19 protein-coding genes are annotated in these 20,798 nt (G+C 40.4%); 13 read left to right on the forward strand and 6 right to left on the reverse strand.

The features are described from left to right. The first annotated feature begins 256 nt into the window (after window positions 1–256). On the forward strand, window positions 257–1,813 hold the full coding sequence (locus BLT94_RS00715) for a BCCT family transporter (RefSeq protein WP_092229469.1): 1,557 nt from the start codon (window positions 257–259) through the stop codon (window positions 1,811–1,813). Here the strand turns inward: BLT94_RS00715 and BLT94_RS00720 are convergent. Further along, a complete protein-coding gene (locus BLT94_RS00720) occupies window positions 1,773–4,469 on the reverse strand; it encodes a hybrid sensor histidine kinase/response regulator (protein WP_092229470.1) in 2,697 nt (898 codons plus the stop codon). The two genes, BLT94_RS00715 and BLT94_RS00720, sit on opposite strands and share 41 nt — an antisense overlap. A 343-nt stretch (window positions 4,470–4,812) precedes the next feature. On the opposite strand from BLT94_RS00720, the gene BLT94_RS00730 reads away from it, so the two are divergent. After that, window positions 4,813–5,358, forward strand: coding sequence for a hypothetical protein (locus tag BLT94_RS00730; RefSeq protein WP_092229472.1), 546 nt, complete (start codon window positions 4,813–4,815; stop codon window positions 5,356–5,358). Window positions 5,359–5,361: 3 nt separating this feature from the next. On the opposite strand, the gene BLT94_RS00735 is transcribed toward BLT94_RS00730, so the two are convergent. Genes BLT94_RS00735 through BLT94_RS00745 form a run of 3 tightly spaced genes read right to left on the reverse strand, consistent with a single transcriptional unit; the run spans window position 5,362 to window position 8,241 of the window. Then, complete coding sequence (locus tag BLT94_RS00735; RefSeq protein WP_092229474.1) at window positions 5,362–6,141, reverse strand: ATP-grasp domain-containing protein; 780 nt, start codon at window positions 6,139–6,141, stop codon at window positions 5,362–5,364. Beyond that, window positions 6,134–7,180, reverse strand: coding sequence for a UDP-glucose 4-epimerase GalE (gene galE, locus BLT94_RS00740; protein WP_092229476.1), 1,047 nt, complete (start codon window positions 7,178–7,180; stop codon window positions 6,134–6,136). The genes BLT94_RS00735 and galE overlap by 8 nt, the downstream gene beginning before the upstream one ends. After that, window positions 7,177–8,241, reverse strand: coding sequence for a hypothetical protein (locus BLT94_RS00745; protein WP_092229478.1), 1,065 nt, complete (start codon window positions 8,239–8,241; stop codon window positions 7,177–7,179). The genes galE and BLT94_RS00745 overlap by 4 nt, the downstream gene beginning before the upstream one ends. Before the next feature lie 150 nt (window positions 8,242–8,391). On the opposite strand from BLT94_RS00745, the gene BLT94_RS22585 reads away from it, so the two are divergent. After that, the gene (locus BLT94_RS22585; protein ID WP_193787656.1) at window positions 8,392–8,709 is read left to right on the forward strand and encodes an IscA/HesB family protein; all 318 of its coding nucleotides are present in this window, start codon (window positions 8,392–8,394) and stop codon (window positions 8,707–8,709) included. Window positions 8,710–8,763: 54 nt separating this feature from the next. Here BLT94_RS22585 and BLT94_RS00755 read toward each other — a convergent pair whose 3' ends face one another. Then, window positions 8,764–9,594, reverse strand: coding sequence for a ribonuclease H-like domain-containing protein (locus BLT94_RS00755; RefSeq protein WP_092229480.1), 831 nt, complete (start codon window positions 9,592–9,594; stop codon window positions 8,764–8,766). A 151-nt stretch (window positions 9,595–9,745) separates the two neighbouring features. On the opposite strand from BLT94_RS00755, the gene BLT94_RS00760 reads away from it, so the two are divergent. Next, the gene (locus BLT94_RS00760; RefSeq protein WP_092229482.1) at window positions 9,746–10,594 is read left to right on the forward strand and encodes a hypothetical protein; all 849 of its coding nucleotides are present in this window, start codon (window positions 9,746–9,748) and stop codon (window positions 10,592–10,594) included. A gap of 69 nt (window positions 10,595–10,663) precedes the next feature. Here BLT94_RS00760 and BLT94_RS00765 read toward each other — a convergent pair whose 3' ends face one another. Continuing rightward, window positions 10,664–11,299 (reverse strand): thiamine diphosphokinase, encoded by a 636-nt coding sequence (locus tag BLT94_RS00765; protein WP_092229484.1) that lies wholly within the window; start codon window positions 11,297–11,299, stop codon window positions 10,664–10,666. 95 nt (window positions 11,300–11,394) lie between these two features. Between BLT94_RS00765 and lptF the strand changes: the two genes are divergently transcribed. The 9 genes from lptF to BLT94_RS00810 all read left to right on the forward strand — a co-directional run bounded on the left by lptF (window position 11,395) and on the right by BLT94_RS00810 (window position 20,775). Then, window positions 11,395–12,576 (forward strand): LPS export ABC transporter permease LptF, encoded by a 1,182-nt coding sequence (gene lptF, locus BLT94_RS00770; RefSeq protein WP_092229486.1) that lies wholly within the window; start codon window positions 11,395–11,397, stop codon window positions 12,574–12,576. 3 nt (window positions 12,577–12,579) lie between these two features. Continuing rightward, window positions 12,580–13,656: an LPS export ABC transporter permease LptG gene (gene lptG / locus BLT94_RS00775; RefSeq protein WP_092229488.1), complete on the forward strand. Its 1,077-nt coding sequence runs from the start codon at window positions 12,580–12,582 to the stop codon at window positions 13,654–13,656. Window positions 13,657–13,926: 270 nt separating this feature from the next. Further along, window positions 13,927–14,661 (forward strand): 3-deoxy-manno-octulosonate cytidylyltransferase, encoded by a 735-nt coding sequence (gene kdsB, locus BLT94_RS00780; RefSeq protein WP_092229490.1) that lies wholly within the window; start codon window positions 13,927–13,929, stop codon window positions 14,659–14,661. Window positions 14,662–14,663: 2 nt separating this feature from the next. Then, window positions 14,664–15,344 carry a lipopolysaccharide kinase InaA family protein gene (locus BLT94_RS00785; RefSeq protein ID WP_139168956.1) on the forward strand — a complete coding sequence of 227 codons (681 nt, stop codon included), beginning with the start codon at window positions 14,664–14,666 and terminating at the stop codon, window positions 15,342–15,344. 120 nt (window positions 15,345–15,464) lie between these two features. Continuing rightward, window positions 15,465–16,043 carry a YrbL family protein gene (locus BLT94_RS00790; RefSeq protein WP_092229494.1) on the forward strand — a complete coding sequence of 193 codons (579 nt, stop codon included), beginning with the start codon at window positions 15,465–15,467 and terminating at the stop codon, window positions 16,041–16,043. Between the two features lie 247 nt (window positions 16,044–16,290). Further along, complete coding sequence (locus BLT94_RS00795) at window positions 16,291–17,250, forward strand: glycosyltransferase family 9 protein (RefSeq protein ID WP_092229495.1); 960 nt, start codon at window positions 16,291–16,293, stop codon at window positions 17,248–17,250. A 9-nt stretch (window positions 17,251–17,259) separates the two neighbouring features. Then, complete coding sequence (locus BLT94_RS00800; RefSeq protein ID WP_092229497.1) at window positions 17,260–18,138, forward strand: glycosyltransferase family 2 protein; 879 nt, start codon at window positions 17,260–17,262, stop codon at window positions 18,136–18,138. 78 nt (window positions 18,139–18,216) lie between these two features. Then, a complete protein-coding gene (locus BLT94_RS00805; protein WP_092229498.1) occupies window positions 18,217–19,728 on the forward strand; it encodes a glycosyltransferase family 39 protein in 1,512 nt (503 codons plus the stop codon). A gap of 27 nt (window positions 19,729–19,755) precedes the next feature. Next, on the forward strand, window positions 19,756–20,775 hold the full coding sequence (locus BLT94_RS00810) for a glycosyltransferase family 4 protein (protein ID WP_092229499.1): 1,020 nt from the start codon (window positions 19,756–19,758) through the stop codon (window positions 20,773–20,775). The last annotated feature ends 23 nt before the right edge of the window (window positions 20,776–20,798 follow it).

Raw genomic sequence — 20,798 nt, forward strand, 5'->3', positions numbered from 1 at the left:
AAGAGATTTTATTTTAAGAGGTTAGAAATTCTTTTATATAAATGCCACGGGCAGACCTGGTCTTTCACCCATGTTTGCCCACAACAAAGATTTAAAGTCTCTGTATGAATTTTTTAAGACTTTCATATAAACTGCCATGTGCAGACTTGGTCTTTCGCTCAGATTTGCCCACAACAAGACATGAAAGTCACTGTTTGGATTGTTGAAGACTTGCATATGAAAATGGGCAAGCAAAGTTGAAAATACGGAGGATGATATGACGGATAAGAAAATCCCCGGAATCAAAAGACTTTTCGGAGAAGAAATTGACACAAGGGTTTTGTACGGTGCCACAGCGCTTGCCTTGCCTTTTATCATACTGGGATTTATTTCACCCGCCATGCTTGGAAAGGCCGGTTCGGCAGCCCTGGATCTGCTGACCGGCTCATTCAGCTGGCTTTATCTGATGAGTTGCAGCTTTTTTGTGGTTGCTGTGATTGGAATTGCATTGTCTCCACTGGGTAAAATAAAGCTTGGCCGGGATGATGAAACCCCTGAGTTTTCTTTTTTGAGCTGGTTTGCCATGCTTTTTTCGGCCGGCATGGGAATCGGGCTGATATTCTGGTCCTGTTCCGAACCCATGTATCATTTCATGTCACCGCCGGCAGGAGAGGCCGGAACGGCCGGAGCAGCACGAAAGGCCTTTGAGATCTTTTTTTTTCATTGGGGGCTGCATGCCTGGGCCACATATATTGTTGTGGGCCTTCCAATGGCCTATTTCACATTTCGAAAGGGAAGGCCCGCCACCATTTCATCCTGCATTGGAACCGGGACTGACCCTAAAAAAAATGTCGCCCTGGGCAACAGAACGGTTAACATTCTTGCCATCTGGGCCACAATAATGGGTGTTGTCACATCCCTTGGCATGGGAGCCATACAGATCAACAGCGGTCTTTCTCATTCCATAGGCATTTCGACAGGTCCGGTTCCAGCGGCGATTATCATTGCCGTAATCACGATTGTTTTTATTCTATCCGCACTGACAGGGGTTGCAAAGGGTATAAGAATCCTCTCTCTTATCAATGTGACCCTTATGGTCGTACTGCTGCTTTTTTTCTTTGTTTTAGGGCCGTTTAAGTATATTTTACATACTTTTTTACAGGCGTTAACAGATTATGCAAAAGATTTTGTATCTCTTTCCACAAGCTTTGTTTTATTTGATAATCCGGGCTGGACAAAATCATGGACGGTTTTCTACTGGGCCTGGTGGATTGCATGGGCACCCTTTGTCGGTGCGTTTATCGCAAGGATTTCAAGGGGAAGGACAATCCGGCAGTTTATTCTGGTTATTTTGCTGGCACCCACGATTTTTTCCTATGTTTTTTCAACAGCCCTTGGCGGAACAGCCATTTATCTTGATCTGTTTACGAATACCGCCATTGGGGAAGCTGTGAAACAAAGCGTTGAAGTCGCATTGTTTGAGACCCTCAGCCACCTTCCTCTTTATGGCCTCCTGGTTTTTTTTACCAATGTCCTGATCGCATCGTTTTTTATTACATCTGCTGATTCCGCAACCTATGTCATCAGCCGCTACTCAACCGCCGGGCTTGAGCCGGGAAATCCAAGGGCAGGGAAACGCCTGATTATTTTCTGGGGAACAATTCTGGGAGGGCTTGCCATTGTTCTGATTTTTTCAGGCGGACTTTCATCTCTTCAGACAGCCTCTATTGTCGGGGCCTTTCCTTTTCTTATAATTATGTTTATTTTGTTGTTTGTTTTGATCAAAGAACTGATCAAGGATTATAAATCCATTCCTCATCCATCACTTTTTTGACCATCTGAGCCATTTCGGATTTTAAAACCGGCTTTATCAAAAATCCTTTCACTCCGATTGCTTTTGCTTTTTCTTCGTTTATTCGCTCGCTGAAACCGGTACAAATGATGATTGGAATATCCGGTTTTATCGATAATATTTTTTTTGACAGCTGATCACCAGTCATATCGGGCATAGTCATGTCGGTGATGACCAAATTAAAATCATTGGGCGCTGATTGAAAAGCTTTAAGCGCATCCGGGCTTTTTATATATGCCGTGGCCTGATAACCGAGCCGTTCGAGCATCCTTTTTTCAAGTCGTGCCACGGACGGTTCATCATCGACCAAAAGAATATTTCCTTTGCCGGTTTGAAGCATTTCAACAGTTTTGACGGAGTCGGTTACAACCGGCTTTTTCATTAGCGGAATATAAATATCAAAGGTAGACCCTTTTCCCGGTGTGCTGGAAACCTGAATATCTCCTCCATGCTCTTTGATAATGCCATGAACAAAAGCAAGGCCAAGACCGGTTCCCTTGCCTTGTTCCTTGGTTGTAAAATAAGGCTCGAAAATTTTATCGATAATTTCAGGGTCAATGCCTTTTCCAGTATCAGAAACCGTGAGCCTTGCATACCATCCTGATTTAAGAGAAATATTCACCAATATATGATCTTGTATCCTTGTTTCCTTGAGCTGTACGATAATTTTACCACTGCCTGAATCCATTGCGTGGTAAGCATTGGTAATCAAGTCCATGGCAACCTGATGTAATTGTGTCGGATCCGACAGGACCAGACCGCAGTCGCTTTGTATCTCCTGAAATATTTCAATATCAGCTGGGATTGTTGCTCTGCATAATTTCATAACATCCCTTAATACCTGCTGAATTCGAATGGGGGTTAATTTGTTCTCGGATTGGCGGCTGAAGGCTAATATCTGCTTTACTAAATCACTGCCCCGTTTGCCTGCAATAAGAATTTCCCGGGCATTTTCGTATTCAGGGCTGCCGTCAGGAAGATCTTCGAGAAGTATTTCCGACATGCCGACAATCGGGAATAAAATATTATTGAAGTCGTGGGCAATACCACCTGCAAGGTTTCCGATGGACTCCATTTTCTGAGCCTGCCTAAGGCGTGACTCCAGCTGCCTTTTTTCCGTGATGTCTTCACCGGAAGCGAGCATTCCGATGATTTGGTCGTCATCATTTTTTATATAGGTATTATGCCAGGCTATTATTATTTGCTTGCCGGTTTTTGAAATGACCGGATTCTCATAATATTCGGCAAGTTCAATGTTTCTATTCATCAGTTGTTTGAAAATAAGCCGAACATCATTTCGGATGGATTGGGGAATAAAATTGTCAAACCAATTCAGACCAAGGATATCTTTTTCATTACACTCTAATGTTTTATACGCTTTCTGATTTGCAAGGTTTACATTTCCATTGATATCCAGACCGATAAATATCACCCCGGCAAGATTCAAGTATCGTTCTGCCAATTTTTTTTGATGAAGTATCTCCTTTTCATTTTTTTTCAACCGGATCTCTGCAGCACGTTTTTTGACAAGATTAATGCTAATAGTGATTGAAAAAATCAGCAGCAGCGTAAACATTACCACTGCCTGCCAGACGATCTGCTTGTATTGTTTATAAAAAGAAAGCGGCTGGTTTATAATTTTACTGTCTGGTGGAAGATCCTTTGTGGATATGGAAAATTTATTAAGGATATTAAAATCAAAAATGTATCGGTTCGGACTTTTTTTGATGACAGTAATATTTGCAGGGGACTCTCCTTTTATGATGCGTAATGCAAGTTTTGCTGCAGTAATTCCATGAGAGTTCCCAGTGGTCAACATGCCGCCTAAAATGCCGTGATTCAGGTTAAAATCCCAACAACTGTAAACGGGTTGATTGGCGGCAGTCGTTATTAAATCGGCACTTTGCTCCAAAGAAAAAGTGTTGCCGGATTTATCAAATGTAAATGCCAAAAGCAGTACAATGCTGTCAGCAGGCAACCGGCTGACTTTTTCAGTTAGATTGGTCATATCCATGTCTGTAAGGGTAATAAATTCCAGGCGATCTTTAAAATCGGGAATGACATCTTTCAAAAGCTCTAAATTCGCTTTTCCAGTCACTGTCTCATCCACAACAGAGTAAACCCGTCGCAGATCAGGATGAATTGACAGGGCTGCTTCTATGGTTTCTTTGATGCCGAAGGATTCCACTACCCCCGTGAAATAAGGAGATGTTGCTATGAATTCATCCTTAAAATCGTTTACCCCACAAAACACAACAGGTGTATGAGGGAAAATATTGTCATGATGGCGGCGTAAAAATTGAAATGCATGGTCGTCGGATGAAATAATGACATCGAATTTTTTATTATGATATTTATACTTAAACAAGGCAGTCAGATCGCCAAGGTACTTGTTATTGAAGATTCTTTTGGTATCCATATATTCAGTAAATATTTCAATTTGGTATTGACTGTTATGTAACGTTTTATCAATGCCTTGGGCAATATTATCGGTCCAGCCAAGCCCCTTGTGATAGCTGTGGAGAATCAGGATGCGCCTGGGGCTAATTTGAACAACTGCTTCAACCGTTGTGGTGAATATTAAAAGAGTGAAAACTAAAATAAAATACAGTGTTCTCAAACGAACCGGTCTGGCCATAAAACTCTCCTGGATTAATATGATGAATGAAAGTCACCATCTGTATGTTGTTACCGGCCATTGCCGGTTTAAAAAAAAACCAAAATACGTTACATTAAAAATTCATGGATTGCAAAAAAATCAAAGTATTAAGTTTGATTTGTTGATGAGACAAGGAGACTTCATGATACTGTCTGAAGAGAAACAGGCTAAAATCAGTACATGTATTGAAAATAAACAATTATGATATTTGATTTTGGGAGTATATGGAAAATTTATTTGATTGGAATTTATTCTAAAAACAAGGAAATCACAAAAAAGAGTGGCAAAAAAGCCGGTCTGTTTTATTCAGGAGAATTTAAAAATGAGTGTTGATTCGGTAAAAAGAGAAATATTGCCGCATTTAAAGGATTTTAAGGCGTTCTGGAAAAACAGCGGGCCGTTTAAGTATGCATTAACCAGCAAAGACTTTCCACCGATATTGCTGGAACCTGAAGAGTGGATTTTTTCAAATGACATCACAGCACTCTTAAAAGCTTTGATGCAGTTTGATAAAAGGAAAATGAAAATTGTCAAAGCCCCTTTCAATCCTGAAAATAAAAACATATTGAGGCCTGACCGCTTAAGTTCATGGAAAATAAACAATTTTCCCGAAGAATGGAATGCTTGTGTTTGTGATGTGTTTGTTCCGGAAGGCCATTTGACACAGGTTGTGCTGGATACGATAGAAAAAGATGCGGACAAGATCCAAATAAAGGATGTTGAACAGGCTTTTTTTGACTGTCTTGAAATCTGTATTGATCAGCTTGGATACTTGTGTTTAAAGCCCCAGGGGTCTTCAAAACACGCAGTGCTTAAGTCCTGCCTTGCAGAATGGGAAGAAGATGAACAGGATGCTGGCCTGTTGTGACCGTTAAATCCTGCCTTCCACGATGAGGTTTGCCAGCATCTTTTTATAATTGATACCGGCGAGGCAAAAACCTTTTGTTCCGTATTTCATGTTGCCTTCCAGGACATAGAAATTGCTGTCATGTTCAATAATATCTATTCCGACATCGTCCCATCCGCATTTTGAAGCCGTTATAAGTGCAAGATCAAGGGCTTTGGAGGGCAGGGGGTCAAAAGCGGCAGTCCCGCCCTGGGAAATATTGGTTTTAAAATTGTCCGGGTCGGCAATGCGCCAATAGGCAAGTCGTATTTGATTGCCTATAACGATGATTCGCATATCCCGGTCAATGGGCAGATATTCTTGAATATAGGCTGGCTCTTTGTCCTTTAAATAATGTGAAATGTCATCGCTGTTTTGAATCAGGTAAACACCGGCACCTCTTGCAGATCCCCTTGCTTTTTTTGCAATAAATGGAAAATCAAAAAAATCAAGGATGGTCTGTTTTTGTTTTTTTCCGTAAAAAATTTTTGTCTTTGGATGGGGAATGCCAAGCATGTTAAATACTGCGGTCTGTTTTATCTTGTCCAGGGTAAATTTATAGGTATGGAAACTGGGGAATGTCTCTTTTCCCATGGCATTAAACAGGTCTGCATAAAAAGCTGTGGGATAATAGATTTTTTTTGCATTCAAAATCATCTGTTGCTCTTGAGCGGAATAGGCCTGGAAATCAGGTTTAAACCCAAGGGTTTTAATTGCCGGGTATTGTTTTAATCTTGCTCCCAGAGCAATCGGTCGGTTATCCAATGTGGTGTTCTCTTTTTTCTTTTATGCTTTGCCGGTATCCGTTTGGATTTTTTTTCTGCCAGTTCCAGGTGTCCTGGCACATGTCGGCAAGTGTTTTGCTTGCTTCCCATCCAAGCGCTTTTTTTGCTTTGGCAGGATCAGCCCAGCAGGCTCCGATATCACCGGGTCTTCTGTCCACAACTTTATAAGGAATTTTTTTACCGCTTGCCTTTTCAAATCCTTTGATCATTTCAAGTACTGAATAGCCCTGACCGGTTCCCAGGTTATAAATCATCAGACCCTTATGGGTCAACAGCTTGGGCAGGGTTTTGACATGGCCCAATGCCAGGTCCACCACATGGATAAAGTCTCTTACACCGGTGCCGTCCGGGGTGTCATAATCATTTCCAAAGACACTGAGTCGAGGTAAAAATCCCATGGCTACCTGGGCAATATATGGTACTAGATTATTTGGAATGCCAAGCGGGTCTTCTCCGATATCACCGCTTTGATGGGCACCCACAGGGTTGAAATATCTTAACAGAGCAATGTTCCAGCTTTTATCCGAGTGGTAAAGATCTTTGAGTATGGCTTCTATCATCAGCTTTGTCCGGCCATATGGATTGGTTGCCGACAGGGGAAACTCTTCTGTTATGGGAAGAGAAGCCGGATCTCCGTAAACCGTTGCAGACGATGAGAACACAATGTTTTTTACATTAAATTCAGTCATGACTTCAAGCAGGTTCAAGGTGCCGGTGATATTGTTGTGAAAATATTTCAGCGGAGTTGATACGGATTCCCCCACGGCTTTTAGTCCGGCAAAATGAATGACCGCATCTATTTTATGGTCAGCAAAAACAGCAGCAATCTGTTGTTTATTCAAAAGATCTGCTTTGTAGAATTCCAGTGATTTTCCGGTAATTTGTTTTACCCGGTTCAAGGATTCTTCAGAACTATTGGAAAGATTATCCAGGACAACGACATCATGGTTTTCATTTAAAAGCTCAACACATGTGTGGCTTCCGATATATCCGGCACCACCGGTTACCAGTAGTTTCATAGATAGTCCTTATACTGTTTAAGTTTAAATGGTTTTTGTCTTGCTGTCTTTAAAAATAAATCACGGCACACATTACAGTTTTTGCAATTTTTTGTACAGCTTGTCAGCAGCTTAAAAAAGCCGGGGTCAAGTTTTTTATTTTCAATATGGTACACGTCGGATAACCAGTGGGTAGCATCCATGAGGTTAAACAGATTGCCGTTATATGATTTTTCAACATATGCGCTGATGCATTTATACAGAAAATTTACCCCCAATGTTCTTCCGCAAAGTTTGATTGTATCGGCTGTTTGTGTGTACATATCAATATCTTCGGGGCGAATAAAAGGCGATTTTAAAAAATTTGCAGGTGTTTTGTAAAACCAGGCATGACAGCCAATGGTGAGGTTTGTCTGAAAGCTTTTATCCGGTATAAGTCCTGTGTTTGAAAACGAGATTTGAGCGTCATGGGTTAATTTGAACGGACAATGATATATGCAGCCTTCATTGGCAAGCAGTTCGATTTTGATTTGGTTGCCGGCTTTTTTGATTTCACTGCCGGTCTTTTCAAGCTGCCGGATGTTTCTGTTCAAGGAACGGTCAAGGACAATTTTTTTGGGAAATTTGAACCTTGTCTGCCGGATAAATTCAAACATTGATGCAGCTTTTTGATAAGAATCAATCATAAAATTGATGCCCGGAACCGCCTCAAGAAAGCCTGTTATATCTCTTTTTGTTGCGGATAGTGCATTCAGAAAGTATGCGTCACAAAAAACAATCCCGTTGATATTTGCATGAGAGACCAGATACTCAAGTTTGTCCAGGGTTTGATTTAAAAATTGTGTGTCATGATACAGGTTGGGATTTATAAATCGGGAATTGAGCAAACAGTATTTTTTGACAGATTTAAGGTGCTGTAATCCTTTTGAAAGTTCATGGGGCGTGGCGGTTTTACATCTCATCCTGGAATCCAGAACCTGGCCTGAGTGAAGAGAAAAATAGACTGATTCAATATTCCGGGTTTTATTTTTCAGAAAATTTGTGTATTTTTCATCTGGTATGAAAGGGACTGACAGTTTCATGCTCGGTATTTTATAATAACCGTATGATTCAAAGCAAGAGAAATAAAGGAAAACAGCCTCATAACATTGACAGGCACAAAGTGCATGGTTAAAATTAGAGTATTCAGGCAATGTATACCTGAAAAATAAATAAATAAGGAGAGTTGAACAATGATTGAGTTAACAGATCCTGCAAAAACGCAGATCAATGACTATTTCCAGGGCAGGGAACCCACTCCCATTAGAATTTTTCTTAACTCAGGCGGCTGAGGTGGTCCCTCGCTTGCCATGGCTCTGGATGAGCCAAAAGATACGGATGACAGCTTTGATGTTAAAGGCTTGAAATTTGTTGTTGATAAAGAATTTATGGAAAAAGCTGAAACTATTAAAATTGATTTTACCGGGATGGGATTTCATCTCGACTCCAATATGGATCTGGGACAATCAGGATGCTCCAGTTGCGGTTCTGGTGGTTCCTGCGGAGATTAGCGCTTTAGATTGTTCAAAAGAGAAGGTGTTTTCCTTGTGTGAACACCTTCTCTTTTAGTAGTATTTGTGTTTTAACCTCTGAATGGTTTTCAGATCTGCTTTAAACGGATTTTTTGGTTTGGGCGGTTCTTCTATCGTATGGGTGTTAAAAAACGGGGTGTTTTGGATGTTCAAATTATAGGATTTGATCATCAAAGTTTCAAGATTGATCACATCTTCAATATTATACGCTAATAGCGTTTCAAGTGCTTTATCATTGTTATTGAGTTGATACTCATTCCATAACAGTATGGCAAAATATCCGTCCACACCATCCAGGTCTTCCCTGTCCATACCCAAAGCTTTTTCACACTTTTTTAATCCCCCTTTGAATCCGAGATGTTGCAATATATACCGTAAGTCAATCTGGGCGTGGGGCAATTTTACGTTAAAGTATTCTTCAATGAACGGAATATCAAAACTTCTGCCATTGTATGTGATAAGGATCTTGTAATTTTTAATTTCATCTAAAAAAGCGCCAAGATTTTTTCCCTGAACAAAATATTTGATATCCTTTCCATTGTACAGGGCAATGGTTGTGATCTGTGAAGATGTTTCCAGGCCGGTTGTTTCAATGTCCAGGTAGGCGCAGGAGTGCCTGAATTCAGGAAACAGCCTGAAATGCTGATTTGAGGGGAGCCGTGATTCAAAAAAGCCGGGGTGGTTATTTTCAAGATTTTGATTTGATTTTTTTGCAAATCCTTTTATCTCTTCAATTTTTGCGTCAGACAGGTTTAAATAAGAAAAGCAATTATAATCCTTCCAGGTTAATACATTGGCCTGCCATATTTTTTTTTCTGTTACAGGCCCGATCCCCGGGATATGAATAAATGTATTTATGAGCATAATCATTCCTTATCATTAAAGTGATCTTCTTTATATCCTGAATAAAGAAAATATAATAGTTTGAAATAAAAACCAGGCTTGGGTTGACCATGAATTTTCATCATGGTAGCGTTAACAAAATTTTTTGAATTCAATGGATCAGGATTTAGTCATGAAACGGTTTGTCTTTAATTTTGTTTTATTTTTAATTTGTGTCTCTTTTTTTGTTTCCATTACCGGCTGCGGAGAGGAAAAAAAAGTTCAAAATGATCTGGCTGTAGGAAATTGGATACACGTTAAGAACAGAACCTATATTCTTTTGATTCTCAATCCAAAGGGAGAATGGCAATCTTCAATCAGAATTGCTGATGCAAGTTCGAAAATTGTTGAGGCCAAAGGGAATGCAAAGGGAATGTGGTATATTGAAGAAGACCGGATGATTTTTACGGTTACAGAGTCGGATATTGAAGATGTATGGGAGAAAAACGCCACTATTTTTTTTGATATTGTTGAGTTAGCCGAAACAATCATTCAGCTTAAGGATGAATCCGGACGTATTTGGATTTGGACCCATACAAATTCTCATAAATCAGGGGCATCGGAGGACAATTTGGCTTCCGTGATACCTATGGGACTTGTTGCGGTTAATTTGAATAAAAACAGATCAAATGATAAAGACAGGTATTTGTGTTTAAATCTGAATCTTATACTCAAGGAACTGATGCCCGGTCAAAAAATGCCTCCTATTCATCCCAAAGCCCGTGAGGCCGCTATTATTTTTTTAAGTTCCCTTGTATTCAATGATGTTAAGGACTTTGACCGTATCAAACAGCAGTCCGGAAAACTTGTGGATGTTTTAAATCCTTATCTGGACGGTTTTATTAAAGAGATTTCAATTGAACATGTTATTGTGGCAACTGAAATTGATAAAGTGGAAGAATTCATCATAGAACATGGCCTGACAAATGAACCGATTCCTGAGGCGGGTGAAGAAGGAAACGAAGGATCTGAAGGAAAATAATAATAAGCGGCTTGTCGTTTAGATGGGTTTGCGGAAGAGGGACAGATTTGAAATTTGTCTCCGCCTCGCCTAATCTTTTGATTTGGTTACGATCAAAATTCCTTTTTTAATGGAAACCGTTGCAGTCGTCTCCTTGAAACAATTGCTGATTCCAAGAGAAGATCCCATTTCCATGGCTGCATTTGTAAGAGGATACTCAAGTCCCGTAAGCGTTACTCCGGTTGCTTTTTCAGTAATGGGAATCACGGATAACAAGTCCCCTGGTTGTCCTTTCAGTTCTATGAAAGCTGTTACCATATGAATTTGATTGTGTTGATTGATAATTCTGGCCGGGATATTTTGCCGGGCAAGCTTTTTTAAAAGAAAAATATTGCCCAGGGTATGATCCAGCCGGGTTCCTGTAACGCCTAACAAGGTTATGTCGGTTGCATTGTTTTCAAGAGCGTATGATACACAAAGCTCAGAATCCGTTTGGTTTTTTCTTGAGGGAAAGGGGAGTGTTTTTACGTTTTGCTCTTTAAAAAATTGTTTGTCGTTTGGATGAACAGAGTCAAAATCCCCGATCATGACATGGGGTAAAATATTCAATGCTTTTAAGTGTCCGGCACCGCCATCGGCACAGATGATCAGTTGAGCATCAGCGATCACGCGTGCAATATCGTTCGTGTATTCAAAATCCCCGTTGGCTATTATTACACATTTCATAGACAATTTAGTATCATGAAAAACACCATATGAAAACAGGCAATCTTTTTATCATATCTTGACTATTTGCCCGCTAACTTATATTTTCCCTGGAAATGAAAAATTTTAATATTATAAACAGATATATTTTCTGGGAACTTCTGTCTCCTTTTTTCATCAGCCTGTTTTTTCTGACATTTGTCTTTCTGATGACACGGATACCGGACATTACCAATATGGTTGTGAACTATAATGCTGATATTTCATCTATTGGTCTTATGGTTGTTTATACGCTTCCAAGATTTCTGGAATTCACCATTCCCATGTCTGTTATGATATCCATCCTTTTGACGTTTATGCGCATGTCAGAAGAAAATGAGATTGTGGCATTAAAAGGCGCGGGTGTATCTCTTTATAAACTGCTGCCACCGGTACTGGTATTTTGCTTGTCAGGGGTTTTATTAAGCCTGTGGGTAACTGTCTTCGGGGTATCCTGGGGAAAATTATCCTTAAAAACAAAGATGATTGAAATTGCCGGATCGAATATGGATGTGGCAATTCAGGAACGGCAGTTTAATTCTAAAATTGAAAATATCCTGATTTATGTTTCCCATGTGGATATGAGTACAAAAATAATGAAAGATGTTTTTATTGAAGACAGGAGAACAAAAGGAGTTGTCAGCATCTGTGTCTCCCCTTCAGGAAAATTGATCCGGCCTGGGAATGGACAGACCTATACCATAAGGCTTTATGATGGCGTGATCAATCAGGTGGATATCAATGAAAAAGCGGTGAGCAATATTGAATTTGGAAGTTATGATATCAATATTGATTTGAACAGCTTGAACAAAGGAAATAATAAGATATCAAAAGACCTGGATGAGAGAAGTCTGGTTGATCTGGTCGGTTTGATCCGGTCGGGTATTAAAGATAAGGCCCTTCTGACTGAAGCCTTGATGGAACTTCATGAAAAATTTTCAATTCCCTTTGCCTGTCTTTCCTTGGGTGTTCTTGCCTTTCCTTTGGGGATTCAAGCAGCTTCCCTTAGACGGTCTTCAGGATTCGGGTTTGGGCTTTTCTTTTTTTTTCTTTATTATTTTCTTCTGGCAGCAGGATGGTCAGTAGGAGAAACAGGAAATTATCCGCCAATTATCTGTATGTGGTTGCCCAATGTCATAATTGGGGGCGTTGGCGTTTATTTCCTTGTCCGTAATGCAAAGGAAAAACCGATCCAATTGCCCGGATTTGTAAGAAAGGCCGGTCTGGCGTTAAAACAAAAACTTGCAAGAAAAATATAAGATATGACATGTCTGCATAAATACTGGTTAAAGGAATTTGCTAAATTTTTTTTTATCATTCAATTGGTGATTCTGGTGTTGTTTGTATTTATTGATTATCTGTCCAGAATGGAACGGTTTTTAAATTCCGATATTACACTGGTTGGCGCCCTGGGATATGTTTTATTGAAAGTTCCGTTCATGTTTGTGCAATTGACACCGGCAAGTATTTTGCTTGCAACGATAACGGTTTTTGGATTGATGAACAGGAACAATGAGCTTTTAGCCATTAGATCCAGTGGCATCAGTATCTATTTTTTTGTAAAACCTGCAATCCTGGTAAGTGTAATGCTTGCCTTACTCATGCTTTTTTTAGGGGAAACACTTATCCCAATTTCCATGGCCAGGGTAAATTATTTAAAATACCAAGTGATAAAAAAAAAACACAATATATTGTCTGCAAGAAAAGATATCTGGATAAAGTCTGAAAACAAAATGATACACATTAATTTTTATGATCCGGTTCACCAGGCTGTTGAAGGCTTAACCATAACTTCGTTAAAGAAAGATTTCAGTCTTGAATCAAGAATAGATGCGCAAAAAGGAGTTTTCAAGCATGGAAAATGGGTGTTTGAAAATATTATTGAGCAGATTCATGCAAAAAATTCAATGGAGTATGATGTAAAATTAAGTGACAAAAAGACCATTCCTCTGGCAGTTAAGCCGGAAGATCTGGGAGAGGTATTAAAAAAATCCGAAGAAATGAGTTTTTCCGAGTTGAAAAAATATGTAAGCAAGGTTGAAGCAGAGGGCTATGATGCAACAACCTATAAGGTTGATTTGAACGCAAAGCTTGCCTTCCCCTTTATTTGTATCATTATGGCACTGACAGGTATGGCCACTGGCATGCGGTCCTTTGTAAAGGACAATATCCCGGTGGCCATTGCCATTGGTGTTGTCATCGCATTCATGTATTGGATTATGTATGGATTTTGTCTCTCATTGGGATATGGAAGCATTCTGCCTCCGGTTATCAGCGCCTGGGCAGCCAATCTTTTTTTCTTATGTCTTGGAAGCCTTTATTTGATCAATACGGAATAACTGCCACAGGCAGACCTGGCAATGTTATACTACAATCCGGTTACCTTGGTTTGCCAATAATACCCTAAAGGGCAGAAACCAAAATATGAAAATCGCTGTTTGGATTTTTGAAGACGTTCATATAAAAATAGGCACCGATTTTTTGCAATTATAGCCGGGCAATCTTTGGATTCAATGGATTCAATTAGTCTTGCACAAATAATGTATTTTGTGATATCTGTATTCGATTTAAACGTTTAAGTTGCTGACTAAAAAGGAACGCTTGCAAATATGTGCATTGCTGTAATACCATCTAGATTCGGTTCAAAACGATTCAATGGAAAACCATTAGCAACAATAGCAGGGAAACCCATGATTCAGAGGGTTTATGAACAAGCTGTCAAGGCAAAGAACATTGAGAGAGTGATCATTGCAACCGATGATGACCGCATACTAAAGGTTGTTGAAGGGTTTGGCGGAGAGGCTGTCATGACATCCTCCAATCTCAGGTCAGGAACAGACAGGGTGGCTGAAACTGCCAATCTTCTCAATCTTGGTCCTGATGAAATTATTGTCAACATTCAAGGGGACCAGCCTCTTTTCAATTCTGAGTGCCTTGATCAGTTAGTGGAACCATTTCAGACAGATCCAGAACTGACCATGTCCACCCTTGCGGTCCAAATTAAAGAAAACAAGGATGCTTCTGACCCGGGAAATGTCAAGGTGATATTTGATAAAAACGGATTTGCGCTCTACTTTTCACGGTCAGAGATTCCCCATGCCAGGGACAAAAGCACAGAGGTTGACATCTACAAGCACCTTGGATTTTATGCATACAAGAAAAGTTTTATAGATACGATATCAGCGCTTCCTGATTCCACCCTGGAATCCATTGAAAAGCTTGAGCAGCTAAGGGTTCTGGAGTATGGTTATAAAATTAAAGTTATCATTACCGAACATGACTCCCCAAGTGTTGATCGGCCTGAAGATATCCCGCCCATAGAAAAAAACATTCGAGCGAAATAATCGTGTCCAAGATCTATACAATGGTTCATCGCTCTTATTCGTTTTGCTGCCGGCACTATTTGAAAACCGCAAGCCTGGACATGTTGATCAATATCTTTAAATCAACCTCAAAGGACGAAACAGCTATACTCGAGGGAAGGGTTGCCCCCCGGTTTGAAGTCCTCCCGGAAGCGGGTCCTGTTGTTATAAAAGCCTATAAACGGGGCGGCTTGATCTCCCGGATCAATAACGACAGGTATTTAAAGATTGGTCAAATTCGATCCAGACGAGAGTTTGAATTTCTGATTGCTGCAAAAAAAGCCGGGGTAAGGGTGCCTGACCCCGTGGCTTATGCGAACACGGGCTTTCCATTTTATAAAACATGGCTGATAACAAAAGAGATAAAAGACCACAGCTCCTTTGTAATATTGTGTCGAAAAAACAAGGAAAAGGCCCAGGCCCTTATTCCGGAAATTTCAAACAACATAAACATCCTGATAAACAACAAGATCCATCATGTCGATCTTCATCCGGGAAATATTCTCATGGATGGCAACAATAATATTTACATCATTGATTTCGACAAGGCCTGCCTTTGTTTAAAAAATAAAGCCAGGCTGGCTATCGCCTATCAACAACGATGGTCACGGGCTGTTCACAAATACAAAATGCCGGAAGATCTGGCAGCTTTGGAATTGGGATAGGCATGGTTCAGGCAGTTGTGAAAATTAAGATAGAGAAAATTCGTTTATTTCTCAAAAAATTAAGGACCTAATATTGCAGCAAAAAAATCAAAATATCAGTTCTGATGATGATAGAAAAAAATGATAAACCTTGATCCATCAACAATAGTAGGAAAAGGATTGCACAGGGAGTGTTATGTTCATCCTGAAAATAAAAATCTTTGTATCAAAATAGTTGTTGCCGGAGATCATAAAGAGAGCCAACGTGAGCAGAAGTATTATAGACTTCTGCAAAAACGAAACATCCCATGGGAAATACTGCCTGAATTTTATGGGGTTGTTGAAACCAACCTTGGTAACGGAGCTGTTTTCGATCTTATCAGGGACTTTGATGATAAAATCTCTAAAACCATGGAGTATTACCTTACGTCTGGTGACAAACCAGACTTATATGAAATTGGCTTATTAGAGGCTATTGATTTATTAAAAATAAGTTTATACCAGCATAAAATTATTACAATGACGTTAAAGCCCAAAAACATAGTATATAAGAAGATAACTCCTGAAAAAGGTCGGTTGATAATCGTAGACAATATTGGCAATTCCGATTTTATTCCTATTTGTTATTACAATACGTTTTTAGCTAGAATGAAAATATCAAGAAAATGGAGGCGATTTGAGAACACCTTTTTAGGTTCTTCCGGATATTGCTCACTTTAGCCTTCAGTGAGGGACTGTGAGAATTTTTATTTTTTTTTAAATTTAGGTGTAGACATATTCATGTCTCAATTTTTGTAACTATTATTTTGACAAAGCTTGCCTTTGTTCAAAAATAAAAACCAGGTTGTCTATAACCTATCAACACGATGGTTACGGGCTATTTATAAAGACAAACTACCGGAAACTCTATCAGAGTTGAAACGTAGATAGACACGATTCAGGCAGTTGTAAAAATTGAGGATACAACTTGAAAATTTTAATAATAAAACTTGGTGCGCTGGGTGATGTCATCAACACCTTTCCGCTTGTTATAAATTTAAAAAAATATCTTAACGCTGAGATTGACTGGCTTGTTGCGCCGTTGAGCTACCCCCTTGTTGACAATCATCCGTGTGTTAATACCGCTATTCTGTTTGACAAAAATCGATTAAGGCACTTCTTGCCCTGTGTACTCGAAAAGATCAGGACAAAAGAGTACGACATCACTCTGGATCTTCAGAGAATCCTTAAATCAGCGCTTTTTTCCATGGCATCCAAAAGCGCTCGTCGCATCGGATTTAACAAAGAACGCTGCAAAGAGTTGACATGGCTGTTTCCCTTTGACAGAATACTGCCCTCTGATCCCCAGGCCCATATGCTCAGCCAGTATCTGGAGTTTGGCACACACCTTGATATTCCGGCCAGTGACGTATCATGGATGATTCCGCGGATTTCAAAGAAAGTGTTCGGTCTTCCGGAAAAATACATTGTACTGAATGTTGGTGCGTCAAGGCCGGTAAAACAATGGGCCCCGGAGTATTTTGCAGCGCTTGCAGATCAAATTGATGAAAAATTTCATCTGCAACCGGTTCTCACAGGCGGTCCTGAAGATATACACATCGGGAAGAAGATTAAAGATAAAACCAACAGCAATATCATCGATCTTACAGGCGGGACATCAATCCTCCAGCTGGTTGAGGTGATAGCGGGTGCCCGCTGTGTCATCTCATGTGATACCGGTGCCATGCACCTTGCTTCAGCCCTTGGAACCGATTTGATCGCACTTTTCGGCCCAACCGACCCAAGACGCACCGGCCCCTTTCGAGGCCGGGTCATCCAAAAAAAACTGTCGTGCATACCATGCAACAGACGAAAATGCAAAGATCCTCGGTGCATGGCTGCAATCAAACCGAAAGATGTATGCCATGAACTTGAATCATTCATATAGGAATATCCAATGCCAGATTACAAAGTAACCCTGCTCATTCCAAACTACAAAACACCCGAATTGACCAAACTGTGTCTGCGTCTCATTCGAAAGCACACGGATCCGAATTTGATCCATGTTATTGTTATTGACAACAATTCCCAGGATGAATCCCTGGAATATTTGCGCTCCCTTACCTGGATCGAGCTGATTGAAAGAACAGTAATCCCGGGTGAGAGTCCGGCACTGGCCCACTCAAGAGCGCTTGATCTTGCCCTTGAAAGAGTAAAGAGCCCCTATGTGCTTTCAATTCATACTGATACACTGGTCAAGCATTCTAACTGGCTTGAAGCCTTGCTTTCCGAAATAGAGAAGCGTCCTGACATTGCCGGTGTGGGTTCCTGGAAATTGGAAGATAGTCCATCCCTTGGAAAACGAATCTGGAAATTAATTGAACTGACCGTAAGGGTCGCCGGATACAGCATCACCGGAAACAAAAAAAAGTTCAAAGAGGTAGAACTCCAGAAAAGCAGCCGATACTACAGTTTGTTTCAAAGCAACAGAGAAGACCTGAACTCAAATGGCAGTGACTATTTTTATCTTCGAAGCCATTGTGCTCTTTACCGCATGGATCTTATAAAAAAATACAATCTCACCTTTACCGGAGGAGACGAAACAGCTGGCAGTCTTATGCACAGTCTGCTGACTAAAAAAGGCCACCGGATGATCTTTCTTTCGGCGAAGTTTTTAAGCAACTACCTTGTTCATCTCAACCATGCCACCATGATCCTGAATCCGGAACTCGGTTCCAGCAGCAAAACCATTCGAAAGGGAACAAAACGGTGTAAAAAAGAACTCAAGAGACTGAATTCTAATAAGATATTAAACGATGATACCCTTGATATCTGATATAAAAAAGGTTGGTCCACCATTAATACATTATTCTTGCAAAAAAGGTTATCACTAGAAAATTTAAATGAGAGATCATTGAATTGGATCTGCCTTGGCATTCCCCTGGTGGTTTCCCTGATCGTGAAATTGATTCTTTTATCAATTCTGCATCAGGCTACCATCAACATGGATGGCATCCTGTATATAAACGCAGCCAGACAATATGCGGTCGGCAACATGGCAGCCGGTCTGGCAATGTATCCCATGCCTGCCTATCCGATGTTGATCTCATTGACCCACAAAATCATCCCGAACTGGATTGTCGCAGGCTATTTTATTTCAATTACCAGCATGGTTCTTGCCACAGTTCCCCTATACTACTTGACAAAAACCATGTTTGGGATGAAAGAGGCTTTCTGGGCCTCTCTTATTTTTGCCCTTCTGCCCAAAATGAACGAATGGTCTCTTTATGTTAGTCGAGACCCGTTTTTTTTACTGATATCTGCCTGGTTCATCTATGTTGGACTGAAATCCAGCCGAAAAACCGACCTTTTTTTATTTGGAATAACATTTATTCTGGCCTGGACCTCCATACTCATCAGGATCGAAGGCTTAATTTTTGTTTTTTTCTACGCTGGCGTTTTGATGTATCGTGCCTTTGCAGCAAAGGAACATAAGGGTCTTTATTTTTTAAAGTTTCTGATCTGGTTGGGAGTTCCACTCGGATTTGGTCTTATTACACTGGGTTCCATGGGCTGCCAAGACATTAGCGTAAATAGATTTAACAATGTATATGCTAGCTTTGTTACGCTGTTTAACGGCGATTTCCTTAACGTATATTTCGAGATCTACAGTTTTTTTTCAGAGGCTGAAAAACATCCACCGTTTTCAGGGTGGCATTACAATTTTGCCGCCCTTTCAAGACACTATCTGCTTATCATCTACATGATGGGGATGATGGAGGTATTGATAAAATTAATATCTCCACTCTCATGTATTCCCCTTTACATGGCACTGAAAGAGCGATTCACAGCCCAGGGAAAATTTACCCTATGGTTGTTTTTTATGTTTATTGCAGTGTTTTATTATTCCCTCTTAGTAAGGGATTTTATCGCCACACGCTTTCTAATGATTCCGGCATTTTTGCTGCTTCCATGGGTTGGGGCTGGAATAAACAAATTATGGATTAAGCGAACCAACGCTCCCCATAAAGTCCTGACGATGATTATACTGTTATCCCTTTTACTTGCACCGGCAGTTAAGACCTTTTGCCTGATACGGGTCAATGACAACACAATTCCATGTGCAGTCAAATGGCTTGCAAAAAAAAGCTTAGCAGAAAAGATAACTATTGTGACAAATGATAAAAAAGTCCTGTTTTACGCAGGCATGGAAACAGAAAAAAATCCCAACTGGAACATTCAAGTTTATGACAACAAAGATTTTAAAAGTATTGAAACCTTTGCCATGGATCAAAAAGCAGGTGTCATAATTCTGAAAAGACGACTCAAGAAGAACAAAGAGATGCCCTGCTTCGATTTTTTTAAAGAGATCGCCACATTTGCCAATAAAACGGATATTACAGCTATTTATGTTTTAAACTCTTAATGGATCGTCAACAACCAGGGAAACCGGATGAAAAAGCAACCCTATATTTTATTTCTTTCCAAAAGGCAATCAAGCGCATCAACCCGGTACAGGGGTTTGAACTATTTTTCCTTTCTCAAACAGGCAGGCTTTACCCCCGCCCTGATGGACTCCAAAGGAAACCTTGTCCACAAAATTGCCGTCCTCAAGGAGGTCATGAAAGCGGATGTTGTGGTAGTGCTGCGCAAGACCTTTTCATTTCCCTTTCGTCGTTTTGTCCAGCTTTTATCAAAAAAACTGATCTTTGATTTTGATGATGCAATTTTTGCAAAGAGCAGTGGCGGTCAATCAAAACTTAGAATGGGCAGATTTAAATCAATGTTAGCCGGAGTTGACCATGTCTGGGCAGGCAATAGATATCTGGCTGAAACTGCAGAGCAATTCAACGCTTCCGTTGAGATTCTGCCCACAGCTGTGGATCTTAACCGCTATAAATCGTCCGAAGCCAAGCCGGACAACAACATCGATATAGTGTGGATAGGAAGTTCATCCACCAAAAAATATTTACAAGAGGTGATCCCGGTGCTGGAAAAACTGGCTGAACGAGTGCCACGGATAAGGCTGAAAATCATTGCAGATTTTGACCTTGAAACAAGATCTTTAACCACCCTTCCCATTGCCTGGAAAAACGAGACAGAAGCTGAAGAACTTGGTTCAAGCCATATTGGAATAGCTATGATGTCTGATGATCCATGGTCCCGGGGAAAATGCGGGTTAAAAGTGTTGCAATATATGGCAGCATCCCTTCCCGTGGTCGTATCTGATGCAGGGGTCCACGGGGAAATCGTTGACCATGGGGAATCGGGGTATCTTGTCAATAGTGAATCCGAGTGGTTATCTGCCCTGACCCGCCTTATCAATGACGAACAACTCAGGCTCTCCATGGGAGAGTACGGACGACACATTGTCAGTGCCCGCTATAGCTACGACGTAACTTCCATTCAGGTGATAAAACGGCTTAAAGGTTTGATAACTAAACGGAATGATCAATGCACAAAAATTACATGAGGAGACATATACGACCCAGCACG

The sequence above is a fragment of the Desulfobacula phenolica genome (assembly GCF_900105645.1).
GTDB lineage: Bacteria > Desulfobacterota > Desulfobacteria > Desulfobacterales > Desulfobacteraceae > Desulfobacula > Desulfobacula toluolica.